Raw genomic sequence first — 23565 nt, forward strand, 5'->3', positions numbered from 1 at the left:
CCGGTCGATGATCCCGGTTACGTCCTTTGCCGGCAAGACAGTCGCGGTGTTCGGCCTCGGCGGCTCGGGGCTCGCCTCCTGCCACGCGCTGAAGGCCGGTGGCGCCGAGGCGATCGCCGCCGATGACAATGCCGAGAACGTTGCCAAGGCTGCGCAAGCCGGTTTCATCACCGCCGATTTGCGCAATGTCTCCTGGGCAAATTTTTCGGCCCTCGTGCTCGCGCCTGGCGTGCCGCTGACCCATCCAGTTCCGCACTGGAGCGTCCTGAAGGCCCGCGAGGCCGGCGTCGAGGTGATCGGCGATATCGAGCTGTTCTGCCGCGAGCGTCGGCGGCATGCACCGGACGCACCGTTCATCGCGATCACCGGCACCAACGGCAAATCGACCACCACGGCGCTGATCGCGCATCTGACCAGGTTCGCGGGCTACGACACCCAGATGGGCGGCAATATCGGCACCGCGATCCTGTCGCTGGAGCCGCCGCGCATGGGCCGGGTCCACGTCATAGAGATGTCGTCCTACCAGATCGACCTCACGCCCTCGCTCGATCCCTCCGTCGGCATTCTGCTCAATGTCAGCGAAGACCATATCGACCGTCACGGCACCATCGCGCATTACGCCGCGGTAAAGGAGCGTCTCGTCGCCGGCGTGCAGGCCGGCGGCACTGCGGTCGTCGGTGTCGATGACGGTTTTTGCCGCGACATCGCCGACCGGCTCGACCGCGCCGGCAAGAACGTTGTGCGGATCTCCGTCAAGAATCCGCTGGCGAGCGGTATCCATGTCGAGCACGGCATCATCGTGCGCACCGCGGGCGGCGCCCGCAGCGAGATCGCAAAGCTCGGCGGCATCGGCTCGCTGCGGGGCCTGCACAATGCACAGAACGCGGCCTGCGCCGCGGCTGCCGCGCGCGCGATGGGCATCGGCCAGGATGTGTTGCAGAACGGCCTGCGCAGCTTTCCGGGCCTTGCGCACCGCATGGAGCAGGTCGGCCGCCGCGCCAACGTGCTGTTCGTCAACGACTCCAAAGGCACCAACGCCGACGCCACCGCGCATGCGCTGTCGTCCTTTGCCGACATCTTCTGGATCGCCGGCGGCAAGCCGAAGGCAGGCGGCATCACGGGCCTTACCGGCTACTTCCCGCGCATCCGCAAGGCCTATCTGATCGGCGAGGCCGCGCCGGAGTTTGCCGGCACGCTGGGCACGCAAGCTCCGCACGAGATCAGCCAGACCCTCGACGTCGCGGTCGAGCACGCCGCGCGCGATGCGGAAGCATCGGGCATCACCGACGCGGTCGTGCTGCTGTCGCCCGCCTGTGCCTCCTTCGACCAGTACCGCAATTTCGAAATCCGCGGCACAAAGTTCCGCGAACTGGTGCAGGCGCTGCCGGGTGTGAAGCCGGCAGTGTAAGTTCCCGTAGGATGGGTAGAGCGAAGCGAAACCCATCGCTCTCGAATTGATGGGTTTCGCTTCGCTCTACCCATCCTACAATTCGAAACATCCGCGATTCCTTAACCCCCCGGTAACCAACCTCGGCGACCAATGGATGACCTCCGTCCGAAAGCGGCCGCCCATGCTCTCCCGAGAAGAACGCACCCCCTTTTCCGAGTGGTGGTGGACCGTCGACAAGCCGCTGATGGGCGCCATCCTGGCGCTGATGCTGACCGGCGTGATCCTGTCGCTGGCGGCGAGCCCGCCGGTTGCGACCCGCATCGGGCTCGATCCTTTCCATTTCTTCAGCCGCCATGTGATGTTCCTGGCGCCGTCCTGCATCGTGCTGCTCGGGGTGTCCTTCATGTCGCCGCGCGCGATCCGCCGCTCGGCGTTGATCATCTTCGCCGCCAGCATCATCCTCATCGTGCTGACGCTGGCGATCGGCCCCGAGGTGAAGGGCTCGCGGCGTTGGATCACGCTGCTTGGACTCAATATCCAGGCCTCTGAGGTGGCCAAACCGTCTTTCGTCGTCATCGCGGCCTGGCTTTTCGCGGAATCCACCAGGCGGCCTGAGATGCCGGCGACCTCGATGGCGCTGGTGCTGCTGTTGATGCTGGTCTCGCTGCTGGTGATGGAGCCCGACTTCGGTCAGACCATGCTGATCCTGATGGTGTGGGGCTCGCTGTTCTTCATCGCGGGCATGCGCATGATCTGGGTGTTCGGCCTTGCGGGCGCCGCCGCGGCCGGCTTGTTCAGCGCTTATCTGTTCGTTCCGCACGTCGCCGGCCGCATCAAGCGCTTCATGAATCCGGCTTCCGGTGACACCTTCCAGGTCGATACCGCGATGGAAGCCTTCTACAACGGCGGCTGGTTCGGGCTCGGGCCGGGCGAGGGCATTGCCAAGCGTAGCCTGCCGGACAGCCACACCGACTTCGTGTTCGCGGTTGCCGCCGAGGAGTTCGGCATCATCCTGTGCCTTGCGATGCTGGCGCTGTTCGCCTTCGTCGTCATCCGCACGCTCTCGCGCGCCTATGCCAATGAGGACATGTTCTCGCGCTTTGCCGCCTCCGGCCTTGCGATCCTGTTCGGCGTACAGGCCGCGATCAACATGTCGGTCAATCTCCAGCTCATCCCTGCCAAGGGCATGACGCTGCCCTTCATCTCCTATGGCGGTTCATCCATCGTGTCGCTGGCCTACGGCGTCGGCATGATGCTGGCGCTGACGCGCCTGCGCCCGCGCACCGAGGTCGAGGCGAGCGGCCACGCCGAGGCGATGCGCAGTTACGCGTGATCCTCATCCTGAGGAGCCGCGCTTGCGCGGCGTCTCGAAGGGCGAGGCCACCGGCCGGGCCTTCATCCTTCGAGACGCTTGCTGCGCAAGCTCCTCAGGATGAGGAGCTGACAGTTGTGTCGCTCGCAATGGGCGTACTTTCCCTGTAAATACGGCCGCCATGGACACCTCCCCCCTGATTCTTCTCGCCGCGGGCGGCACCGGCGGCCATTTGTTTCCGGCCGAGGCGCTCGGCGTCGAGCTGATCCGGCGCGGCTTTCGCGTCCGCCTCGTCACGGACGAGCGGGCGCTGCGCTATAGCGGGCTGTTCAACAAGGACATGATCGACGTCGTCCCGAGCGAGACTGCGCGTGGACGCAATCCGTTCCAGCTGGCCTATGCCGGCCTCTCGCTCGCCGCCGGCACGCTGTCCGCCTACACCCTGATCAGGCGATTGAAGCCGGTCGCCGTCGTCGGCTTCGGCGGCTATCCGACGCTGCCGCCGCTGGTCGCTGCAAAATTCGCCGGCGTGCCTGGCATCATCCACGAGGCCAATGCGGTGCTCGGCCGCGCCAACCGGTTTCTGTCGGGTCGCGTCCGCGCCATTGCGACATCGTTACCTGGCGTGCTCGACCGCGATCCGGCGCTGGCTGGCAAGACCACGACGGTCGGCACGCCGATGCGTCCGGCCGTCCTCGCTGCGGCCGCTGTGACCTATGCCACGCCTGAAGTGAGCGGGCCGCTGCGCCTGCTCGTCGTCGGCGGCAGTCAGGGCGCACGCATCATGGCCGACGTCGTGCCGGGTGCGATCGAGCGGCTCGAACCTGCGCTGTGGAGTCGGCTTATCCTGACCCAGCAGGTCCGCGACGAAGATATGGATCGCGTGCGCGCGGTCTACGACAAGCTCAAGATCAATGCCGAACTCGCGCCGTTCTTCGCGGATCTTCCGGCACGGCTGGCCTCCAACCATCTGGTGGTGTCGCGCTCCGGCGCCGGCACGGTCGCCGAGCTCGCCGCGATCGGACGGCCCTCGATCCTGGTGCCGCTGCCCGGCTCGATCGACCAGGACCAGTTCGCCAATGCCGGCGTGCTGGCCAAGGTCGACGGCGCGGTCCGCATCCCGCAGACCGAGTTCACCTCCGACCGGCTTGCCGCCGAGATCGCCGCCTTCGCCGCCGAGCCCGCGCGCCTCGCGTCCATGGCGCAGGCCGCCCGCGGCGCCGGCCGGCTCGATGCGGCCGAGCGGCTGGCCGATCTGGTGGTCAAGGTTGCGGGAATCTGACGCGAAACCGGCCAAATTTCCTGCTTTTTCCGTCGTGGCCGGGCTTGTCCAACCAAGTCGGATTTATCCGACTTGGTCCTTTAAAAAGAGACGGCACTCGGTATACCGAGTGCCTGTGCATCCACGTCTTGCAAGAAGTGGTAAGGATTCGTGGATGCCCCGGGACAAGCCCGGGCATGACGACGGAACGACGGGATAAACCATGAGACTGCCGCGCGAGATCGGACCCATCCACTTCGTCGGGATCGGCGGGATCGGCATGAGCGGCATCGCCGAGGTGCTGGTCAATCTCGGCTATGCCGTGCAGGGCTCGGACGCCTCCGACAATTACAATATCGATCGTTTGCGCAACAAGGGTGCGAAGGTGTCGGTCGGTCACAGCAGCGAGAATGTCGACGGCGCTGCGGTCGTCGTGGTGTCTTCCGCGATCAAGCGCGACAATCCGGAACTGATGGTGGCGCGCGAACGGCGCATTCCCGTGGTGCGCCGCGCCGAGATGCTGGCCGAGCTGATGCGGCTGAAGAGCTGCGTCGCGATCGCCGGCACGCACGGCAAGACCACGACGACCACGATGGTCGCAGCGCTGCTCGATGCCGGCGGCCTCGATCCCACCGTGATCAACGGCGGCATCATCAACGCCTACGGCTCCAACGCGCGGCTCGGGGCCGGCGACTGGATGGTGGTGGAAGCCGACGAGAGCGACGGCACGTTTTTGAAGCTGCCGACCGAGGTTGCGATCGTCACCAATGTCGATCCTGAGCATCTCGACCACTTCAAGACCTTCGAGGCCGTGCAGGACGCGTTCCGAAGCTTCGTCGAGAACCTGCCGTTCTACGGCTTTGCCGTGATGTGCATCGATCATCCCGTGGTGCAGAGCCTGGTCGGCCAGATCGAGGACCGCCGCATCATCACCTATGGCGAGAATCCGCAGGCCGATGCCCGGCTGGTCGATCTCACCCCGGGCGGCGGCGGCTCGAGATTCAAAGTCGTGATCCGCGACCGCAAGGCTGGCACCACGCATGAGATCGCCGACCTCGCGCTGCCGATGCCGGGCCGGCACAACGCCTCCAACGCGACGGCGGCGATTGCAGTCGCGCACATGCTCGGCGTCTCCGGCGACAGGATCCGCAGTGCCCTGGCAGGCTTCGGCGGTGTCAAGCGGCGCTTCACCAAGACCGGCGAGTGGAACGGCGTCACCATCATCGACGATTACGGTCATCACCCCGTGGAGATCGCGGCCGTGCTGAGAGCGGCCCGCGATTCCTACACTGGCAAGGTGATCGCCGTGGTGCAGCCGCATCGCTACACCCGCCTGCAGTCGCTGTTCGAGGAATTTTGCAGCTGCTTCAACGATGCGGATACGGTGATCGTCGCCGACGTCTATGCCGCAGGCGAAGCGCCGATCAAAGGCATCGATCGTGACCATTTCGTCGCGGGCCTGCGCGCCCACGGCCACCGCGAGGTGATCCCGCTGCCGGCGGCGTCTGAGCTTGCGGGTATCGTCAAGGGATTGGCACAGTCGGGCGATCTCGTCGTGTGCTTAGGGGCCGGCAACATCACGCAATGGGCGTATGCGCTGCCCGGCGAACTGAAGGCGCTGGGGTGAGAGGTGACGATCGGGATCGAAAAAGAGAATTTAGAATTTCTGACGGCTATCGGTGCCGTCAGAGAAGCTCTGCGACTTTCCAAACCTTTCTACGTCTACGTACTCCACCGACCCGACGGCGAACCTTTCTATGTTGGCAAAGGCGTTGCCGATCGGATATTGCAGCATGAATCTGAAGCAAGAAACACACGTCGATTGACGCATAAACTCAACGTTATTCGTGCCCTTCATCGCAAAGGCGATCTAGTTCACTACCGTTTTGATGGGTTTTTTGATGACGAATTGGAAGCTCTCGCTCGCGAACGACACTTGATTCAGAAGATAGGCCGCCATGATCTGAAACTCGGTCCTCTAACTAATCAGACAGACGGTGGAGAAGGAACTTCGAACCCTTCCGAAGAATCGCGACAAAAAAGACGAGAATCTCTCTGGGGTGACGACGCGCAGGACCCTGAGCGACAGATTGCAAATAGCTACTTTAGGAAGCTCGCTTCGGTTCAATCGGTCACGCTGAAGCCAGCTAATACTTTTAGGCGGGCCGCAGCTCTCAGGCGGAATCGAGCCAGCTTTCCCAAATCGCCTCGGCAGGCCGCTACCCTCGTAGCTAGCGCAATCGAAAATAGAGTCATGCTCTGTGCCGGTGCGTTGATTCCACGTAGGCTGGCTGTGGATGGGGCGGAGCTAATCATCGAGAATGGTGTCGGCTGTGACATGCTTTCTAGCGAGATGATTGAATTGACGGACGGGACTCCAACCAGGGAAATTCTAAGGCTGACGCCAAGCGGCTTCAACTACATCGTCCAGGAGCTTGGTGCGGACTTCCTTATCGATGCCGGCATACTCTTGCCTGAATTAGAGAAGCGGTAAATGAGCTTTCCCGACATCACGCCCGATCTCAAAGCCGCGCTGCCCGATCTTCGCGGCCGGCTGCTGGCCAACCAGTCGCTCGCCGAGTTCACCTGGTTTCGCGTCGGTGGTCCCGCGCAGGTGCTGTTCACGCCGGCGGACGAAGACGATCTCGCGTATTTTCTCGCGCATCTCGCTCCTGATATTCCCGTCTATGTCGTCGGCGTCGGCTCCAACCTGATCGTGCGCGACGGCGGCATTGCGGGCGTGGTGATCCGCCTCGCGCCGCGCGCGTTTGGCGAGTCGAGCGCGAGCGGCGCTGTCGTCACCGCTGGAACTGCCGCGCTCGACAAGCGCGTAGCGGAAGTGGCGGCCTCCGCCAATATCGGCGGGCTCGAATTCTACTTCGGCATTCCCGGCACCATCGGCGGCGCGCTGCGCATGAACGCGGGGGCCAATGGCGGCGAGACCAAGGACGTGCTGATCGAGGCGCGAGGTGTCGGGCGCGACGGCACCAAGCACGTGTTCTCGAACGCCGACATGAAATTCGTCTACCGCAACAGCGGCGTCGATCCCTCCATCATCTTCACCTCCGCGCGCTTTCGCGGCGAGATCAGCGACACCGATATGATCCGCGCGCGCATGGCGGAGGTGCAGACCCATCGCGAGACCGCGCAGCCGATCCGCGAAAAGACCGGCGGCTCGACCTTCAAGAATCCGCCCGGCCATTCCGCCTGGAAGCTGGTCGACGCTGCCGGCTGCCGCGGCCTGCGCGTCGGCGGCGCGCAGGTCTCGGAGATGCACTGCAATTTCCTGATCAACACGGGCGAGGCCACCGCGCACGACATCGAGATGCTGGGCGAGACCGTGCGCGAACGGGTGAAGGCAAATTCCGGAATTGAGCTACACTGGGAAATCAAGCGGATCGGAGTTTCATGATCACCGTCATTCCGGGGCTCGCGACTTCGTCGCGCCCCGGAATGACGAATTGGAGAGATTGCGGACTATGAACATGCGCATCACCATCCTCTTCGGCGGCTCCAACCGGGAGCGTCTGGTTTCGGTCGCCTCAGCCCAGGCGCTGCATCAGGCGCTGCCCGAGGCCGATCTCTGGTGGTGGGACATCGAGGACAAGGTGCATGTCGTGCAGTCGAAGCAGCTGCTCGAACACGCCCGTCCGTTCGAGGACGAGTTCAAGCCCGGCACATCAGGCATTGCGCTGGAGCAGGCGCTCGACCGGGCCAAGGCGGAAGGCCGCGTGCTGGTGCTGGCCCTGCATGGCGGGCGCGCGGAGAACGGCGAATTGCAGGTGATGTGCGAGGCGCGCGGCGTGCCCTTCACCGGTTCGGGCTCGGCCTCCTCGCATCTCGCCTTCGACAAGATCGCGGCCAAGCATTTCGCCGCGCTCGGCGGCGTGACGCCGCCGGCAAACGTTGCGCTGGACAAGATCGACGAGGCCTTCGCCGAATACGGCCGGCTGATCGCAAAGCCGACGCGCGACGGCTCAAGCTATGGCCTGATCTTCGTCAACGCCAGGCAGGATCTCGTCGCCGTCCGCAATGCGGCGAAGCACGAAGACTATGTGATCGAGCCCTACATCGCAGGTGTCGAGGCAACCTGCGGCGTGCTGGAGCGGCCGGACGGGTCGATCCTCTCACTACCGCCGATCGAGATCATTCCGGGCGAGGGCAATTTCGATTACGCCGCAAAATATCTCCTGAAGTCGACCCAGGAGATCTGCCCGGGCCGTTTTTCGCCCGAGATCACCGCGGCGCTGAAGCAGCAGGCGATGCTGGCGCATCGCGCGATGTCCTGCACCGGTTATTCCCGTTCGGACTTCATCGTCTCCGAGAGGGGCCTGGTCTATCTCGAGACCAACACGCTGCCCGGTCTGACCAAGTCCTCGCTCTACCCCAAGGCGCTGAAAGCCGAAGGCATCGAATTCGTCGACTTCCTGCGCGGCCTGATCGAGCTCGCCGGGCGGGCGGGCGAAAATAATTAGGACTGGTTAACGGCCGAACGGGTGAAATGGCCGGTTTTGGAACCCAAAATCGATAAAATGCCGGAAATCGCGGCATAAATGCCTCACAGGCCTGGGCAAAACGCATCCCGCGTTAACGAACTTTACCTTTTGTTTACCAGGACGTCCGAAGGTTAACGCTGGCGGCGCATATGACGCTTTGGCTGCCGGCGCGTGGGCTGTTGCGGGTGATCTCACCTCCAGCGAACGCTTTGAAGGGGAGAGGTTTTCTTCTTCTGAAGACCAGCACCCGGCCCGGCAAGTCCGAGACGTCATGTTCGCCAGGACCCGCGCGATGTCGCGGGCTAACTGTTGACGAGCTCGTGCAATGGATGGTGCAGGAAGCCTCACCCGGTCGTTTTTGAGATCGCTGAGGCCCCAAGCTGACCTGAAGGCGGCCGCTATCGGAGCGGTCGTGCTTCTGCGCGAGTGGGTGCAGGACAAGCGCCAGGAAAGACTTCACGGGACGCGCGCTGCCGCCCAAGAAAAGATAAAGGACAAGATCAGGACCAAGACCAAGCCCGTCGTCGAGCGCGAGCCGCCGCCGCGCGTGATCGCGCTGGTCGAACGCTATATGCCGCGCCGGGTCGGCATCAGCATGACGGTTCTGCTGCTGATCGGAAGCTGCGGCTTCGGCATCGTCAGGGGCGGCCATCTTCAGGATTTCATCACGGCGGTCAGCGACACCCGCAACGCGCTGGCCAATTCCGCCGGCTTTCGCATCACCTCGGTCGTGATTAACGGCCGCAAACAGCTCAGCCAGGACGAGATCCTCGCGGTCGGCGGCGTCAGCGGCCGTTCCTCGCTGCTGTTCCTCGATGCCGACGCCGTGCGCGACAAGCTCAAGGCCAATCCCTGGATCGCGGATGCGACCGTGCTGAAGCTCTATCCGGGCCGGCTCATGATCGACATCACCGAGCGTCAGGCGTTCGCGCTGTGGCAGGAGGCCGGCCGGCTCTCCGTCATCGCCGATGACGGTGCCGTGCTCGAACCCTATGTCTCGCGCCGGTTCCTGTCGCTGCCGCTCGTGGTCGGCAAGGGCGCCGAGACGCAGGCGCGCGATTTCCTGGCGCTGCTGGCGCGCTATCCGCAGATCAATTCGGTGACCAAGGCCGCCATCTTCGTCGGCGAGCGCCGCTGGAACCTGAGGCTCAAGGACGGGCTCGACATCCGCCTGCCCGAGCAGGACGTCGGCAACGCGCTTGCGATGCTGTCCAGGCTCGACAAGGAGGACAAGCTATTCTCCCGCGACATCGTCGCCGTCGACATGCGCCTGCCGGATCGTCTGGTGGTGCAGCTGTCCGACGACGCCGCCAAGGTGCGCGAAGATTTGTTCAAGGACAAGAAGAAGAAAAAGGCCGGGGACGCTGCATGACCGGTCTCGATCGCACCCAAACGCCCAAAACGCGCCAGATGCCGCACAAGCGCGTCGGCCTCGTCGCCTGCCTCGACATCGGCACCAGCAAGATCGCCTGCATGATCGCGCGGCTGAAGCCGTCGGCGCCCAGCGACGCCTTGCGCGGCCGTACCCATGCGGTGGAATTGATCGGCTACAGCCAGATCCAGTCGCGCGGCATGAAGGCCGGCGCGGTGGTCGATCTCGCCGAATGCGAGCAGGCTGTGCGCCAGGCCGTCGGGCTGGCGGAAAAAATGGCCAAGGTGCAGGTCGAGTCCGTGCTGCTGTCGGTCTCCGGCGGCCGGCTTTCCGGCCAGCTGGTCGAAGCCGCGGCCGATATCCGCGGCGGCGCCGTGACGCCGGCCGATGTCAGCCGCGTCACCTCCACCGGCATGCGCCACGCCACCGGCGAAGGCCGTACCGTGCTGCACGCGCTGCCGGTCGGCTACACGCTCGACGGCGTCAAGGGCATCCGCGATCCCCGCGGCATGGTCGCGCATCAGTTCGGCGTCGACATGAACGTCGTCACCTGCGATGCCACCGTGGCGCGGAACCTGATGCTGGCGGTGGAGCGCTGCCACATCAATGTCGAAGCCATGGCGGCGAGCCCCTATGTGGCCGGCCTGTCGGTGCTGACCGACGACGAGGCCGATCTCGGCGCGGCCGTCGTCGAGATGGGCGCGGGCACCACTACGATCGCGGTCTATTCCGGCGGCCGCTTCGTGCATGCCGCGGGCTTTGCGGTCGGCGGGCAACACATCACGATGGATCTTGCGCGTGGACTCTCCGCGACCATTGCCGATGCCGAGCGAATCAAGACGTTATACGGGACCGTCATCACCGGCGGATCGGACTCGCGTGAGCTGATGTCTGTACCGACAGCCGGTGACGAGCAGGATCTGCCGCAGATCGTCTCCCGCGCCACCATCGCCAACATCGTCAAGCACCGTGCCGAGGAAGTCTTCGAAATGGTCCGGGACAAGCTGAAGGATTCGCCCTTCGCCTCAGAGTCCAACGGCCGCGTCGTGCTCTCGGGCGGCGCCTCGCAGCTCACCGGCCTCGTTGAACTCGGCACACAGATTCTCGGCCGGCCCGTGCGGGTCGGACGCCCGCTCGGTTTCGGCCGGCTGCCCAACGAGGCGAAGAACGCCGCGTTCGCGGTGCCGGCCGGGCTTCTCGTCTACCCGCAATATGTTCACCACGAGCATGTCGAACCGCGGCATACGCGGCAGCAGGTCAAGACAGGGACGGGCGGCTATTTTGGAAAGGTCGGACGATGGCTACGCGAGGGCTTCTGATGAACCGGTTCCGCAATCTTCGAATTTCACCAACTCCCGCGGCCGCCGGCCGGGGCGAACCCACGCGCGCGTGATCGAGAGGCAAACATGACCATCAGCATCAATGCTCCTGATATTCACGAATTGAAGCCCCGGATCACCGTGTTCGGCGTCGGCGGCGCCGGTGGCAACGCCGTCAACAACATGATCACGGCGGGCCTTCAGGGCGTCGACTTCGTGGTCGCCAACACCGATGCGCAGGCGCTGACGATGTCGAAGGCGCAGCGCATCGTGCAGATGGGCACGGCGGTCACGCAAGGCCTCGGCGCAGGTTCGCAGCCGAACGTCGGCGCGGCGGCGGCGGAAGAGGTGATCGACGAGTTGCGCGACCATCTCTCGGGCGCCAACATGGTGTTCGTCACCGCCGGCATGGGCGGCGGCACCGGCACGGGTGCAGCCCCCGTCATCGCCAAGACCGCGCGCGACATGGGCATTCTCACCGTCGGCGTCGTGACCAAGCCGTTCCACTTCGAAGGCGGCCGCCGCATGCGCACCGCCGAGGCCGGCATCAACGAGCTGCACAAGGTCGTCGATACGCTCCTGATCATCCCGAACCAGAACCTGTTCCGGGTGGCCAACGAGAAGACCACCTTCGCCGACGCCTTCGCGATGGCCGACCAGGTGCTCTATTCCGGCGTTGCCTGCATCACCGACCTGATGGTCAAGGAAGGTCTGATCAACCTCGACTTCGCCGACGTTCGCGCCGTCATGCGCGAGATGGGCAAGGCGATGATGGGCACCGGCGAAGCTTCCGGCGACAAGCGCGCGCTGACCGCCGCTGAAGCCGCGATCGCCAACCCGCTGATCGACGATAGCTCGATGAAAGGCGCCAAGGGCCTCCTCATCTCGATCACCGGCGGCAAGGACCTCACCTTGTTCGAGGTTGATGAAGCCGCGACCCGCATCCGCGAGGAAGTCGATCAGGACGCCAACATCATCGTTGGCGCGACCTTCGACGAAGCGCTCGACGGCCTGATCCGCGTCTCGGTCGTTGCCACCGGCATCGAGCAGGCCGCGATCGCCCGCAACAGCCAGGCCACCAGCGCTCCGGTCGCGAACGCGGCGCCGCAGCAGGGTCAACAGGTACAACAGGCTCCCGCTGCTCCGGCTGCCCCTGCCGAGAGCCGTCTCGCCGACCTGACCGCGCGTCTGCGTGCCGACAATCAGCGGATGGCCGAGCGCGCCCAGAAGCTGGAAGGCCAGGTCCCGGCGGGCGCGCCTGTCGCGCCGCGTCCGAATGTCGAGCGTGCGGCGCTTGCGGCCATCGCCGCCGCCGTTGCCGATGTCTCGCAGGCGCCCGCGCCGATGCAGACCTATGGCGACGTCACCGTGCGCCCGATCGCGCAGAAGCCCACGCTGTTTCCGGAGCCTGAGCTGGCCCCCGTCGCGATGCAGGAGCCGATGACGCCGGAAACCTTCATCCCGCCGCAGGCCGAGCGTGCGCCGGCACGCGCGCCTCGGATGCCGCGCCTCGATGAACTGCCGATGCCGGCTCAGGCCGAGATTCGCCAAGCCCGCGGCGAAGTCGAGGACGAGACTCCGCAAAAGACGCGCCTGTCGCTGCTGCAGCGCCTCGCCAACGTCGGCCTCGGCCGCCGCGACGAGGAGAGTGAGGCGCCGATCGCAGCCCGCACCGCCGGTCCCGCGATGCCGCCGCTGCCCGATCGCCGGGCGCAGAAGACCGTGGCGCAGCAAATCGCGGCCACCGAGCCGGTATCCGAGTATGCCCGCCGTCCCGCCCCGCAGGGACTGGACATGCATGGCCGCCCGGCACCTGTTGCGCCGGCGCCACAGGGTGACGACCATCTTGATATCCCCGCCTTCTTGAGGCGGCAGGCGACCTGAAGATTGTTACAATAAGGCAGACGAAAAAAGGTCCCGGCGGGAAGCTTGCCGGGACCTTTTCTGTTCTCCCGTGCATGCCCGGATTGCGCGCCCAAGCAACTGATTTTAAATCATTAATTACGTATTCGGTGGTTCAGTAAAACTGCCGATAACAGTCTCAAACTCCGGCCCAATTTGGTTAAGCCTTGGCGCGAATACGGCAGGTTTGGGGTAACAATCGGTAAAAAAGCGTGAGTTGGCGCTGTTTGAGGCAGTGACTATGGTTTGCCGTGACTTGGGGATACGGATTCGCAGCGGGCGGCACTGGCCGGCCAAGCGGGTCCAGTATAAGTCGCGGTGATCGTAGTGGGGCGGGTTCCTGATGAAATTTAGCCGGCAAACAACGCTTCGTGCGCAAGCCACCGTGGCCGGCGTCGGCGTTCATTCCGGTCTTCCCGTCACTCTCACGCTTGGGCCTGCACCTGTCGACGCGGGTTTTATTTTTGTCCGCACCGGCCTCGAGGGAAGTGACCGTGAAGTTCAGGCGACCGCCGAGCAGGTGATCGCGACCGACTTCGCCACCGTCCTCGGCGATCGTAGCGGCCCGTTGGTTTCCACCGCCGAGCACGTGCTTGCTGCTTTGCGGGGCATGGGTGTCGACAACGCCACCATCGAGATCGATGGCCCGGAAGTGCCGATCATGGACGGCAGCGCCGCGGCTTTCATTGCGGCGATCGACCAGGCCGGCATCATCACTCAATCGGCGCAGCGCCGTTTCATCCAGGTTTTAAAGCCGATCTCGGTCAAGACCGGTGACTCCTTCGGCGAGATCCGGCCCTATGCCAGCGGGTTCCGCGCCGAGGTCGAGATCGATTTCACTAATCCCGTCATCGGCCAGCAGAGCTACGCCTTCGATCTGAGCCCGGAACGCTTTCGCCGCGAGATTGCCCGTGCCCGGACCTTCGGTCTGATGTGCGATCAGGCGCGCCTCTGGGGCGCGGGCTACGCGCGCGGTGCTTCCTTCGACAACACCGTCGTGTTCGATGAGGAGCGGCTGCTCAACACCGAAGGCCTGCGCTACGCCGACGAATGCGTGCGCCACAAGGTGCTGGACGTCATTGGCGACCTCGCGCTGGCCGGTCTGCCCCTGCTTGGCGCCTACCGCTCGGTGCGTGGCGGCCACAAGCTCAACCACGCTGTCCTGACCGCGCTGCTCGCCGACCGTACCGCTTGGCGGGTGGTCGAGGGCGAGGCGGCCCGTCGCACCACGCGTCCCATGGTCGAAACCGGACGCGGCATCGTCGGCGGCCGGATCGCCGCGGCCTACGGGCCGGACGTGTCCTGAAGAGACCTGTCGCTACCGGCGTTTCGTCGCTGCAAGCGTTTTGTTGCCGCGGGTGTTTGGCGGCGGCTTTCCCCAGGAAACTCCTGGTAACGATGATCGTCTAGGATTGCGGCGCGTTCGCCTTAATCCGGGCGAAATGCCTGCCTATCCGGTTGGTTCAAGATCGTTTTTCGGTTACACCGGCGTAGTCGCATGGCAGGCACCACGGCTACATTTCGCGCCCATGACGGGGTTCATGGGCTGGCGGACACCGCATCACAGGGCGTCAGGGCTTAAACTCATGTCGGCACAGCGGATGACGCGCGGATATCTCTCGGTCTCGTCTCGAGTCCGCGGGCTGCTTCACGCTGCCACCTTCATCGTGCTCGCGCTGCCGCTCGCCGGCTGCGGCACCGGCGCGCTCTGGGACAAGTTCACCGCCAAGGACGACACCTTCCTCGAGGAGCCCGCCGACAAGATCTACAATGAGGGCCTGTACCTCATGAACGAGAAGAAGGACATGAAGGCGGCGAACAAGAAGTTCGAAGAGGTCGACCGCCAGCATCCTTATTCCGACTGGGCCCGCAAATCGCTGCTGATGTCGGCCTATGCGTCCTACCAGGGCGGCGACTATGATGGCTGCATCGGCGCTGCGACCCGCTACGTCACGCTGCATCCCGGCAGCCCGGACGCGGCCTATGCGCAATACCTGATCGCCGCCTCCCATTACGACCAGATCCCGGACATCAGCCGCGACCAAGCCCGCACCGAGAAGGCGATCGCCGCGCTGGAAGAGGTGAACCGCAAATATCCAAACTCGGAATATGCGACCTCGGCCAAGGCCAAGATCGAGGGTGCGCGCGACCAGCTCGCCGGCAAGGAAATGAATGTCGGCCGCTACTACATGCAGAAGCGCGACTACACGGCGGCAATCAACCGCTACAAGGCCGTCGTCACGCAGTACCAGACCACTCGCCATGTCGAGGAGGCGCTGTTCCGGCTCACCGAGGCCTATTTGGCGATCGGCATCGTCGGCGAAGCGCAGACCGCGGCGGCCGTGCTCGGGCACAATTTTCCTGATAGCCGCTGGTACAAGGACGCCTATAATCTTGTAAAATCCGGCGGTCTCGAACCGAGCGAGAATCAGGGGTCCTGGATTAGCCGGACCTTCAAGAAGTTGGGTCTCGGCTAGGAAATTTGGTTCCATGCTCGCGCGTCTGTCGATCCGTGACATCGTCCTGATCGAACGGCTCGATATCGAATTCGCCACCGGGCTTGCGGTTTTGACCGGCGAGACCGGTGCGGGCAAATCCATTCTGCTCGATGCCTTTGCACTGGCGCTCGGCGGCCGCGGCGACGCCGGCCTCGTGCGCCATGGCGCGGAGCAGGGGCAGGTCACTGCCGTCTTCGATATCCCCAAAAGTCACCCCGCAACGAAGATTCTGGTCGAGAACGGCCTGGATGACACCGGCGAGATGATTCTCCGCCGGGTGCAACTCGCCGACGGCCGCACCCGCGCCTTCATCAACGACCAGTCGATCAGCGTGCAGACGCTGAAGGCGGTCGGCGCCGCCTTGGTCGAAATCCACGGCCAGCACGACGAGCGCGCGCTGGTCGATGCCGCCACCCACCGCCGCCTGCTCGATGCCTTCGCCGGGCTCGAAAAGGACGTCGCGGCCGTTGAGGCGCTCTGGGATGCCCGCCGCACCGCCAACACGGCGCTGGAGGAGCATCGCGCCGGCATGGAGCGCGCCGCGCGCGAGGCCGACTATCTGCGCCACGCCTCCGACGAGCTGAAGCAGCTCGCGCCCAAGGATGGCGAGGAGACCTTGCTCGCCCATCGCCGCACCACCATGATGCAAGGCGAGAAGATCGCCTCCGATCTGCGCGAGGCGCAGGAAGCCGTGGGCGGCAATCATTCGCCGGTCGCCTCCCTGTCGGCCGCGGTGCGCCGGCTGGAGCGCCGCGGCGTCAACTCGCCGGCGCTGGTCGAGCCTGCCGTGAAGGCGATTGACGCCGCGATCAACGCGCTGGAGGAAGCCGACCAGCATCTCCAGGCGGCACTCGCCGCGACCGACTTCGACCCGGCCGAACTCGAACGCATCGAGGAGCGGCTGTTCGCACTGCGCGCCGCTTCGCGCAAATATTCGACGCCGGTTGACGGTCTCGCCGCGCTTGCCGCCAAATATGCTGCCGATGTCGTCCTGATCGATGCCGGTGCTTCGCGGTTGAAGAAGCTGGAGCAGGCCGCGATCGAGGCTGACGCGCGCTATGCCGCTGCCGCCAAGAAACTGTCGATGGCGCGGCAGAAATCGTCGGACAAGCTCAACAAGGCCGTCAACGCCGAGCTCGCGCCGCTCAAGCTCGAACGCGCCAAGTTCATGACCCAGGTCGAGACCGACGAGGCCGCGCCGGGCCCGCAAGGTTTTGACCGCGTCGAGTTCTGGGTGCAGACCAATCCGGGCACCAAGCCGGGTCCGCTGATGAAGGTCGCTTCCGGCGGCGAGCTCTCGCGCTTTCTCCTGGCGTTGAAGGTCGTGCTGTCGGACCGCGGCTCGGCGCCGACCCTGGTGTTCGACGAAATCGACACCGGCGTCGGCGGTGCGGTCGCGGACGCCATCGGTGGGCGGCTGGCACGGCTTGCCGGCAAGGTGCAGGTGATGGCCGTGACCCACGCCCCGCAGGTCGCCGCCCGTGCCGACCAGCACCTGCTGATCTCCAAGGACGCTCTCGACAAGGGCAAGCGCGTCGCCACCCGGGTCAATGCGCTGGCCGCCGACCACCGCCGCGAGGAAATCGCGCGGATGCTCGCCGGCGCCGAGATCACGGCGGAGGCGAGGGCCGCCGCGGACCGGCTGCTGAAGGCGGCGACGGCCTGATTTCTTGTCCCGGACGCGCGTAGCGCGAGCCGGGACCCAGAATGCCGCCCCATGGGCCCCGGCTCTGCAGCGCACCGCCAAAGCGCGCTGCGCAGCGTCCGGGCACGAGATCTCCACACGTCTTTACCGTCCCGCCCGCTCCGTCGTATCCAAGCACCATGGCCAGAGCAGCAAAATCCAAAGCAACACCGCTTCGCGACATCGCCGATCTCACCAAGGCGCAGGCCAAGGTCGAGCACACGCGGCTGGCGCTCGAAATCGAGGGGCACAATGAGCGCTACTATCAGGACGACGCGCCCATCGTGGCCGACGCCGAATACGACGCGCTGCGCCGGCGCTTCAACGCGATCGAGAAGCGCTTTCCTGAATTCGTCACCGCGGAATCCCCCTCGCAGAAGGTCGGCGCGGCGCCATCAGGCCGCTTCAAGAAAGTCCGGCACTCCGTTCCGATGCTGTCGCTCGACAACGCGTTTGCCGAAGAAGATTTGCGCGACTTCGTCGGCCGCATCGTGCGTTTCCTGAAGCTCGCGGACAATCAGGTCGACTTCTCCGCCGAGCCGAAGATCGACGGTCTTTCGATGTCGCTGCGCTACGAGGGCGGCGAGCTGGTGACGGCGGCGACGCGTGGCGACGGCGCGGTGGGCGAGGACGTCACCGCCAACATCCGCACGCTCGAAGACGTGCCGCAGACGCTTAGGGGTCGCAACGTCCCTGATATCTGCGAGGTGCGCGGGGAGGTCTACATGACCAAGAAGGCGTTCCTCGCGCTCAATGAGCGGCAGAAGGCCGCCGGCGATACCATCTTTGCCAATCCGCGCAATTCGGCCGCAGGCTCGCTCCGGCAGAAGGACCCGACCATCACCGCCTCGCGCCCGCTCGGTTTCTTCGCCTATGCCTGGGGCCAGATGAGCGTGATGCCGGAGGGTACGCAGAGCGGCATGATCGGTTGGTTCGAGCGCTGCGGCTTCAGGACCAATCCGTTGACCAGGCTCTGTCATTCCGTCGAGGAGTTGCTCGCCTTCCATCATTCGATCGAGGAGCAGCGCGCAAAACTCGACTACGACATCGACGGCGTGGTCTACAAGGTCGACCGCATCGACTGGCAGGAACGGCTCGGCTTCGTCTCACGCACGCCGCGCTGGGGCATCGCGCATAAGTTCCCGGCCGAGCAGGCTATGACGGTGCTGCGCGATATCGAGATCCAGGTTGGCCGCACCGGCTCGTTCACGCCGGTCGGCAAGCTCGAACCGGTCGGCGTCGGCGGCGTGATAGTGCAGAACGTCACGCTGCACAACGAGGACTATATCAAGGGCATCGGCAACAAGGGTGAGGTGCTGCGCGAGGGCCGCGATATCAGAATTGGCGACACTGTCGTGATCCAGCGCGCCGGCGACGTCATCCCGCAGGTGGTCGACGTCGTCCTCGACAAGCGGCCGGAGAATGCGAAAGAGTTCCACTTCCCGAAGAAGTGCCCGTGCCCGCTGCACACCGACGTCACGCGCGAGGAGACGGCGGCGGGCGAAGAGGGCTCGCGCGCCCGCTGCACCGGCGAATTCGCCTGTCCCTATCAGAAGATCGAGCATCTCAAACTATTCGTGTCGCGGCGCGCGTTCGACATCGACGGTCTCGGCGAGAAGCAGCTCCAGTATTTCTTCGACGAGGAGTGGGTGAGGGAGCCCGCCGACATCTTCACGCTGGAGAAGCGCAATGCGAAGCTGAAGCTCGAGGAGATCGAGGGCTACGGCGCCACCTCGGTGCGCAATCTGTTCGGCGCGATCGAGAGCCGGCGCAAAATCGCGCTGGAGCGCTTCGTCTATGCGCTCGGCATGCGCCATGTCGGCGAGACCACGGCGCTGGCGCTCGCACGCGGCTACGGCTCGTGGGACGCTTTCCACGACGCCTGTCTCAAGGTCGCCAAGGGCGACGAGGAGGCGATGACCGAGATGGACGCGCTCGATCAGATAGGCGACACCGTGATCAAGAGCATCGCCGACTATTTCGGCGAGAGCCACAATCGTGGCATCGTCGAGCGGCTGACGAAGGAGGTCGAGATCATCGACGCCGAGAAGCCGAAGAGCAACTCGGTCGTCGCCGGCAAGACGGTGGTGTTTACGGGCTCGCTGGAGAAAATGACGCGCGATGAGTCCAAGGCCACCGCGGAGCGTCTGGGGGCGAAGGTTTCGGGTTCGGTGTCGAAGAAGACCGATCTCGTCGTCGCCGGCCCCGGCGCGGGCTCCAAGCTCGCGGAAGCCAACAAGCACGGCGTCAAGGTATTGACCGAGGACGAGTGGCTGAAGCTGATCGGGGAGTGAGGGGGCGCTCGCGCCTTTTACACCGCTGTCATCGGCCGCGAAGTGCGGGGGATCCAGTACGCCGCGGCCCCTCCGTATCCCTGCGCTTTCTCTGGAATACTGGATCCCCCGCTTTCGCGGAGGATGACACCGCGCGTGTTGCGATGGCCGTCGCGTCCCGCGGCAGTCACATCATCCCGCTCTCTTCCTCCTCCGCCTGCTCGATCAGCGTCTCGCTCACCACGACCTCGCGGCGGGGGACGACGAAGATCATCGTGCAGGCGCAGAGCAGCGAGATCGCGAGGAGCGCGGAGGTCAGCGGCAGCGTCGTGGCGGAGTGACCGCCGAGATAGGCGCCGAATTGCGACATCAGCGCGCCGATGCCCTGCTGGAGGAAGCCCATCGCGCCGGACGCGGTGCCTGCGGCCTCGGGACGGATGCTGATCGCGCCGGCCGCGGAGTTCGCCATCACGAAGGCATTGCCGGCCATCACGATCATCTGCGTGCCGAACAGCCAGGCGGGCGCCTCGTTCCAGCCGGTGAAGCTCCAGAGCAGGTTCAACAGGCTGCCGCAAAGCTGGAGACCTAGCCCGAACCAGATCAGCTTCTCCAGCGAATGCCTGGGCGCAAAGCGCACGCAGAGCAGATTGCCGACCAGATATGCGAAGCCGGTCGTCGCGAACCAGGCGCCGTATTCGGCGCTGGTCCGGCCCATCTGCGTCACCACGATGTAGGGACCGCCGCCGGCAAAGGTGAAGATGATTTGCGAGGCCAGCACCTGGCACATCACGTAACCGACGAAGGCGCGGTTGCGAATGAGAATGCCGACGTCGCCGCGAAAGCCGCTGCCGGCGGCGCGGGTGCGGCGTGTCTCCGGCAGCGCGACCGCAATGCCGACGGCGACAATGATCGCACCGATCGTGATGGCGTAGAAGATCGCGCGCCAGCCGAATGCGGTCTCGATCAGGCCGCCGGTGAGCGGGGAGACCATCTGCCCGATCATCAGCGCCGCGACCACGAGGCTGATCATCGAGGCGACCCGATCGCGCTCGTAGATGTCACGGATGATGGCGCGGCTCACCACCATGCCGGCGGCGCCGCCCAGCGCCTGGAAGAAACGTGCGGCGATCAGTTGCGGCAAGGTTTGCGCGAAGATGCAGCCGATGCTGGCCGCCACCATCAGCGTCAGCCCGCCGAGCAGCACCGGGCGCCGCCCTAACCGGTCCGACAGCGGGCCCATGATGAGCTGCGACAGCGCGATGCCGACCATGTAGAGCGACACCGTCATCTGCGCGATCGAGATGTCGCTGCCAAATGTCGTCGCCAGAACCGGCAGCGCCGGAACCAGCATGTAGAGCGAGATCGGCGCGATCCCGGTCATGACGACGAGCAGCAGCAACACCATGCGCGAGGTCGCGAGGTTCGTCGCCGTTTCCGGCGGCTTGCTGATCATGCCGTGCATGTGTGTCCGTCTCGTAGAAATTCGAATCGGACTGTAGCGTGCTCGCGCAAGACGGACATCGGCGTTTCGGAATGCGGCTATACGGATCCCGGGATGGTTATGACTGCCGCGCGATCTCTGGAATACTGGATGCCCGCCTGCGGGGGCATGACAGCTACAAGGTGGGAACGAGCCTTGCGCAAATCGCGTAGCGCCATGCGCAGCGCTACTTCAGCTCCGCCGTCGCCTGATCGAGCCACGCCTTCGTCGCCTCGTCCAGCGCCGGCCGCACCTCGGCCCTCACGCGCGCGTGGTAGGCATTGAGCCAGTCGAGCTCGTCCTTGGCCAGCATCGCGACATCGATCAGCCGGCGGTCGATCGGCGCCAGGGTCAGCGTCTCGAACGCGTTCATCGGTTTTTCCGCGCCCTTGATGTCGGCGGCGACCACCAGCTCGAGGTTCTCGATGCGGATGCCGAAACCGTCGGTCTTGTAGTAGCCCGGCTCGTTGGAGAGGATCATGCCGCGCTTCAGTGGCGTGGTGCCGAGTTTTGAGATTCGCGCCGGTCCTTCATGGACCGAGAGATAGCTGCCGACGCCGTGGCCGGTGCCGTGCTCGAAATCGACGCCGGCGGCCCAGAGATATTGCCGCGCCAGCGTGTCGAGCTGCGCACCCGTGGTGCCGTCGGGAAACACCGCGCGCGCGATCGCGATGTGGCCGCGCAGCACGCGGGTGAAACGGTCGCGCATCTCGCCCGTCGGATTGCCCACGGCCATGGTGCGGGTGACGTCGGTGGTGCCGTCTTCATATTGCGCGCCGGAATCGATCAGCAGCAGATCGCCCGGCGCGATGCGCCGGTTGCTCTTGCGGGTGACGCGGTAGTGCACGATGGCGCCGTTCGGGCCGGTGCCCGATATGGTCGGGAACGATACGTCCTTCAGCGCGCCGGTGTCGCGGCGGAAGGTCTCAAGCGCCTCGACCGCGTCGATCTCGGTCAGCTTGCCGCTTGGTGCCTCGCGGTCGATGAATGCGAGGAAGCGCGCCAGCGCCACGGCATCGCGGCGGTGCGCCGTCTGCGTGCCCTTGATCTCGGTCGTGTTCTTGACCGCTTTCAGCAGCGCAATCGGATCGTTGCCGCGCACCGGCTTGCCGCCTGCGCCCACGATCAGCCGGCTGAGCGCGTCGGCCGCGGTGGCATTGTCGAGCGCGATCGCCGCGCCGCTCTTGGCGAGCGCCATCAGCGTCGGCGCCATCGCGTCGGGCTCGCGCACGTCGGCGGACTGCTCGAGATGGTCGCGGGTCAGGTTGGAGAGCTTGCGGTGATCGATGAACACGGTCGGCCGGCCGTCTTTCGGCACCAGCGCGTAGGACAGCGGCAGCGGCGTATGTGCGACGTCGGCGCCGCGGATGTTGAAAGTCCAGGCCACGGCGTGGCTGTCAGACAGCACCAGCGCGTCGACGCCGAGCTTGTCGATCTCGCTCCTGACCTGTGTGATCTTCTCGGCCTCGGCGATCCCGGCATGCTGCATTCCGTGCACCGCGACGGGCGCGAGCGGAGGCTGCGGCCGGTCCTGCCAGATCGCGTCGACCGGATTGCTGTCGACGGCGACCAGCTCGGCGCCGGCCTTGGCGCAGGCGGCGGCGAGGCGCTCGGCTGCCGAAAAAGTGTGCAGCCACGGATCAAATCCGAGGCGGTCGCCGGCTTTCAGGTGCGCCGACACCCAGCTTTCCGGGGGCGGATCGATCAGCGATTCCACAGCCCAGGCCTTTGCGTCGACCTGCTTGGCCGCCTGGATCGTGTAACGGCCATCGACGAACACCGCGGCTTCATGCGTCAGCACCATCGCCAATCCGGCCGAACCGGTAAAGCCGGTCAGCCAGGCCAGCCGCTCTTCCGACGGGGCCACATATTCGTTCTGCTGCTGGTCGGCGCGCGGAATGACGAAGCCGGTCAACTTGCGGCGGGCGAGTTCTTCACGGAGCGCGGCAAGGCGCGCCGTCAATGCGACGCCGGCCTCGGGCTCCTCGAATGTCTGGAAGTGCGCTTCGAACATGTGGATCACTTTAGGATCATGGGCATCAGTCCGCAATGTAGACGCATTCGCGGGGCATCTGGCATGGACTGTGCTTGAAAAAGCTCTGCTTGAGTCGAGTGGAGTAAAGGGATGCGGCCTTTGAGCTTCGTCCGGACAACAGGGAAATTCGAGCAAGTGTTTCTACTCAACGGCGAGGGGATACACGATGCCTGCGTTCACGTTTGAGAAGATCTCGCCGCCGGCTCGGCGCACGCCGGCCGCGACGACACCGAAGAAGCGGCGCGGCCTCATCACCCAGATGATCGACCGTCTGGCCGAGCGCCGCGCCAGACGCGCCTTGCGGGGCGAGCGCGCAATGCGCCGGGACGATAAGCCGGCGCAGTAGGGCCCCGAGGATCTCGTAGGGTGGGCAAAGGCGCGCTCTTCGCGCGCCGTGCCCACCATCTATCCTTACGGCTTAAGTCGATTGGTGGGCACGCTTCGCTTTGCCCACCCTTGTATTAGCGCGCCGAGGTAGGATGGCGTCGTTCCGTGAGGAATGGCCCAGCCCGGGCGGCCACCCGAGCTGGGCCGCCGATCGAT

At 65.1% G+C, this 23565-nt stretch carries 17 protein-coding genes; 15 read left to right on the forward strand and 2 right to left on the reverse strand.

From position 1 onward, the window contains the following. The first annotated feature begins 7 nt into the window (after positions 1 to 7). From murD to ligA, 14 genes are all read left to right on the forward strand, one after another. Positions 8 to 1408 carry a UDP-N-acetylmuramoyl-L-alanine--D-glutamate ligase gene (gene murD / locus IVA80_RS13100; protein WP_247430074.1) on the forward strand — a complete coding sequence of 467 codons (1401 nt, stop codon included), beginning with the start codon at positions 8 to 10 and terminating at the stop codon, positions 1406 to 1408. Between the two features lie 163 nt (positions 1409 to 1571). Further along, positions 1572 to 2723 (forward strand): putative lipid II flippase FtsW, encoded by a 1152-nt coding sequence (gene ftsW, locus IVA80_RS13105; protein WP_247430078.1) that lies wholly within the window; start codon positions 1572 to 1574, stop codon positions 2721 to 2723. Between the two features lie 160 nt (positions 2724 to 2883). Beyond that, the gene (gene murG, locus IVA80_RS13110) at positions 2884 to 3984 is read left to right on the forward strand and encodes an undecaprenyldiphospho-muramoylpentapeptide beta-N-acetylglucosaminyltransferase (RefSeq protein WP_247430081.1); all 1101 of its coding nucleotides are present in this window, start codon (positions 2884 to 2886) and stop codon (positions 3982 to 3984) included. 202 nt (positions 3985 to 4186) lie between these two features. Next, on the forward strand, positions 4187 to 5590 hold the full coding sequence (gene murC / locus IVA80_RS13115; protein WP_247430084.1) for a UDP-N-acetylmuramate--L-alanine ligase: 1404 nt from the start codon (positions 4187 to 4189) through the stop codon (positions 5588 to 5590). 3 nt (positions 5591 to 5593) lie between these two features. After that, positions 5594 to 6457, forward strand: a complete 864-nt coding sequence (locus tag IVA80_RS13120; RefSeq protein WP_247430087.1) for a GIY-YIG nuclease family protein — start codon at positions 5594 to 5596, stop codon at positions 6455 to 6457. Next, positions 6458 to 7375 (forward strand): UDP-N-acetylmuramate dehydrogenase, encoded by a 918-nt coding sequence (gene murB, locus IVA80_RS13125; RefSeq protein ID WP_247430090.1) that lies wholly within the window; start codon positions 6458 to 6460, stop codon positions 7373 to 7375. Between the two features lie 73 nt (positions 7376 to 7448). Beyond that, complete coding sequence (locus IVA80_RS13130; RefSeq protein WP_247430093.1) at positions 7449 to 8438, forward strand: D-alanine--D-alanine ligase; 990 nt, start codon at positions 7449 to 7451, stop codon at positions 8436 to 8438. A gap of 346 nt (positions 8439 to 8784) precedes the next feature. Next, positions 8785 to 9831, forward strand: a complete 1047-nt coding sequence (locus IVA80_RS13135; RefSeq protein WP_247430096.1) for a cell division protein FtsQ/DivIB — start codon at positions 8785 to 8787, stop codon at positions 9829 to 9831. Further along, positions 9828 to 11150 carry a cell division protein FtsA gene (gene ftsA / locus IVA80_RS13140; RefSeq protein WP_247430099.1) on the forward strand — a complete coding sequence of 441 codons (1323 nt, stop codon included), beginning with the start codon at positions 9828 to 9830 and terminating at the stop codon, positions 11148 to 11150. The genes IVA80_RS13135 and ftsA overlap by 4 nt, the downstream gene beginning before the upstream one ends. An 87-nt stretch (positions 11151 to 11237) precedes the next feature. After that, positions 11238 to 13034, forward strand: coding sequence for a cell division protein FtsZ (gene ftsZ / locus IVA80_RS13145; protein WP_247430102.1), 1797 nt, complete (start codon positions 11238 to 11240; stop codon positions 13032 to 13034). Positions 13035 to 13395: 361 nt separating this feature from the next. After that, positions 13396 to 14358 (forward strand): UDP-3-O-acyl-N-acetylglucosamine deacetylase, encoded by a 963-nt coding sequence (lpxC, locus tag IVA80_RS13150; RefSeq protein WP_247430105.1) that lies wholly within the window; start codon positions 13396 to 13398, stop codon positions 14356 to 14358. A 280-nt stretch (positions 14359 to 14638) separates the two neighbouring features. Then, positions 14639 to 15529, forward strand: a complete 891-nt coding sequence (locus IVA80_RS13155) for an outer membrane protein assembly factor BamD (RefSeq protein WP_247430108.1) — start codon at positions 14639 to 14641, stop codon at positions 15527 to 15529. Positions 15530 to 15542: 13 nt separating this feature from the next. Beyond that, positions 15543 to 17216, forward strand: a complete 1674-nt coding sequence (recN, locus tag IVA80_RS13160) for a DNA repair protein RecN (RefSeq protein ID WP_247430111.1) — start codon at positions 15543 to 15545, stop codon at positions 17214 to 17216. A gap of 158 nt (positions 17217 to 17374) precedes the next feature. Then, the gene (ligA, locus tag IVA80_RS13165) at positions 17375 to 19528 is read left to right on the forward strand and encodes an NAD-dependent DNA ligase LigA (RefSeq protein WP_247430114.1); all 2154 of its coding nucleotides are present in this window, start codon (positions 17375 to 17377) and stop codon (positions 19526 to 19528) included. Positions 19529 to 19694: 166 nt separating this feature from the next. Here ligA and IVA80_RS13170 read toward each other — a convergent pair whose 3' ends face one another. Together IVA80_RS13170 and IVA80_RS13175 are read right to left on the reverse strand one after the other, a co-directional pair. Next, a complete protein-coding gene (locus IVA80_RS13170; protein ID WP_247430117.1) occupies positions 19695 to 20969 on the reverse strand; it encodes a multidrug effflux MFS transporter in 1275 nt (424 codons plus the stop codon). Positions 20970 to 21174: 205 nt separating this feature from the next. Beyond that, positions 21175 to 23001: an aminopeptidase P family protein gene (locus IVA80_RS13175; protein ID WP_247430120.1), complete on the reverse strand. Its 1827-nt coding sequence runs from the start codon at positions 22999 to 23001 to the stop codon at positions 21175 to 21177. Between the two features lie 187 nt (positions 23002 to 23188). On the opposite strand from IVA80_RS13175, the gene IVA80_RS13180 reads away from it, so the two are divergent. Continuing rightward, positions 23189 to 23368, forward strand: coding sequence for a hypothetical protein (locus tag IVA80_RS13180; protein ID WP_247430123.1), 180 nt, complete (start codon positions 23189 to 23191; stop codon positions 23366 to 23368). Positions 23369 to 23565: the final 197 nt, after the last annotated feature.

The sequence above is a fragment of the Bradyrhizobium sp. 139 genome, assembly GCF_023074175.1.
In the GTDB taxonomy this organism is placed as follows: domain Bacteria; phylum Pseudomonadota; class Alphaproteobacteria; order Rhizobiales; family Xanthobacteraceae; genus Bradyrhizobium.

What these genes read in the sequence shown, in the direction of transcription:
- IVA80_RS13155 (WP_247430108.1), top strand. Translation starts at nt 14,639, where the DNA reads ATGTCGGCACAGCGGATGACGCGCGGATATCTCTCGGTCTCGTCTCGA.
- IVA80_RS13180 (WP_247430123.1), top strand. Translation starts at nt 23,189, where the DNA reads ATGCCTGCGTTCACGTTTGAGAAGATCTCGCCGCCGGCTCGGCGCACG.
- IVA80_RS13175 (WP_247430120.1), bottom strand. Translation starts at nt 23,001, where the DNA reads ATGTTCGAAGCGCACTTCCAGACATTCGAGGAGCCCGAGGCCGGCGTC.
- lpxC (WP_247430105.1), top strand. Translation starts at nt 13,396, where the DNA reads ATGAAATTTAGCCGGCAAACAACGCTTCGTGCGCAAGCCACCGTGGCC.
- IVA80_RS13170 (WP_247430117.1), bottom strand. Translation starts at nt 20,969, where the DNA reads ATGCACGGCATGATCAGCAAGCCGCCGGAAACGGCGACGAACCTCGCG.
- IVA80_RS13135 (WP_247430096.1), top strand. Translation starts at nt 8,785, where the DNA reads ATGGATGGTGCAGGAAGCCTCACCCGGTCGTTTTTGAGATCGCTGAGG.
- recN (WP_247430111.1), top strand. Translation starts at nt 15,543, where the DNA reads ATGCTCGCGCGTCTGTCGATCCGTGACATCGTCCTGATCGAACGGCTC.
- murB (WP_247430090.1), top strand. Translation starts at nt 6,458, where the DNA reads ATGAGCTTTCCCGACATCACGCCCGATCTCAAAGCCGCGCTGCCCGAT.
- murG (WP_247430081.1), top strand. Translation starts at nt 2,884, where the DNA reads ATGGACACCTCCCCCCTGATTCTTCTCGCCGCGGGCGGCACCGGCGGC.
- ftsZ (WP_247430102.1), top strand. Translation starts at nt 11,238, where the DNA reads ATGACCATCAGCATCAATGCTCCTGATATTCACGAATTGAAGCCCCGG.
- ligA (WP_247430114.1), top strand. Translation starts at nt 17,375, where the DNA reads ATGGCCAGAGCAGCAAAATCCAAAGCAACACCGCTTCGCGACATCGCC.
- ftsW (WP_247430078.1), top strand. Translation starts at nt 1,572, where the DNA reads ATGCTCTCCCGAGAAGAACGCACCCCCTTTTCCGAGTGGTGGTGGACC.
- murC (WP_247430084.1), top strand. Translation starts at nt 4,187, where the DNA reads ATGAGACTGCCGCGCGAGATCGGACCCATCCACTTCGTCGGGATCGGC.
- murD (WP_247430074.1), top strand. Translation starts at nt 8, where the DNA reads ATGATCCCGGTTACGTCCTTTGCCGGCAAGACAGTCGCGGTGTTCGGC.
- ftsA (WP_247430099.1), top strand. Translation starts at nt 9,828, where the DNA reads ATGACCGGTCTCGATCGCACCCAAACGCCCAAAACGCGCCAGATGCCG.
- IVA80_RS13130 (WP_247430093.1), top strand. Translation starts at nt 7,449, where the DNA reads ATGCGCATCACCATCCTCTTCGGCGGCTCCAACCGGGAGCGTCTGGTT.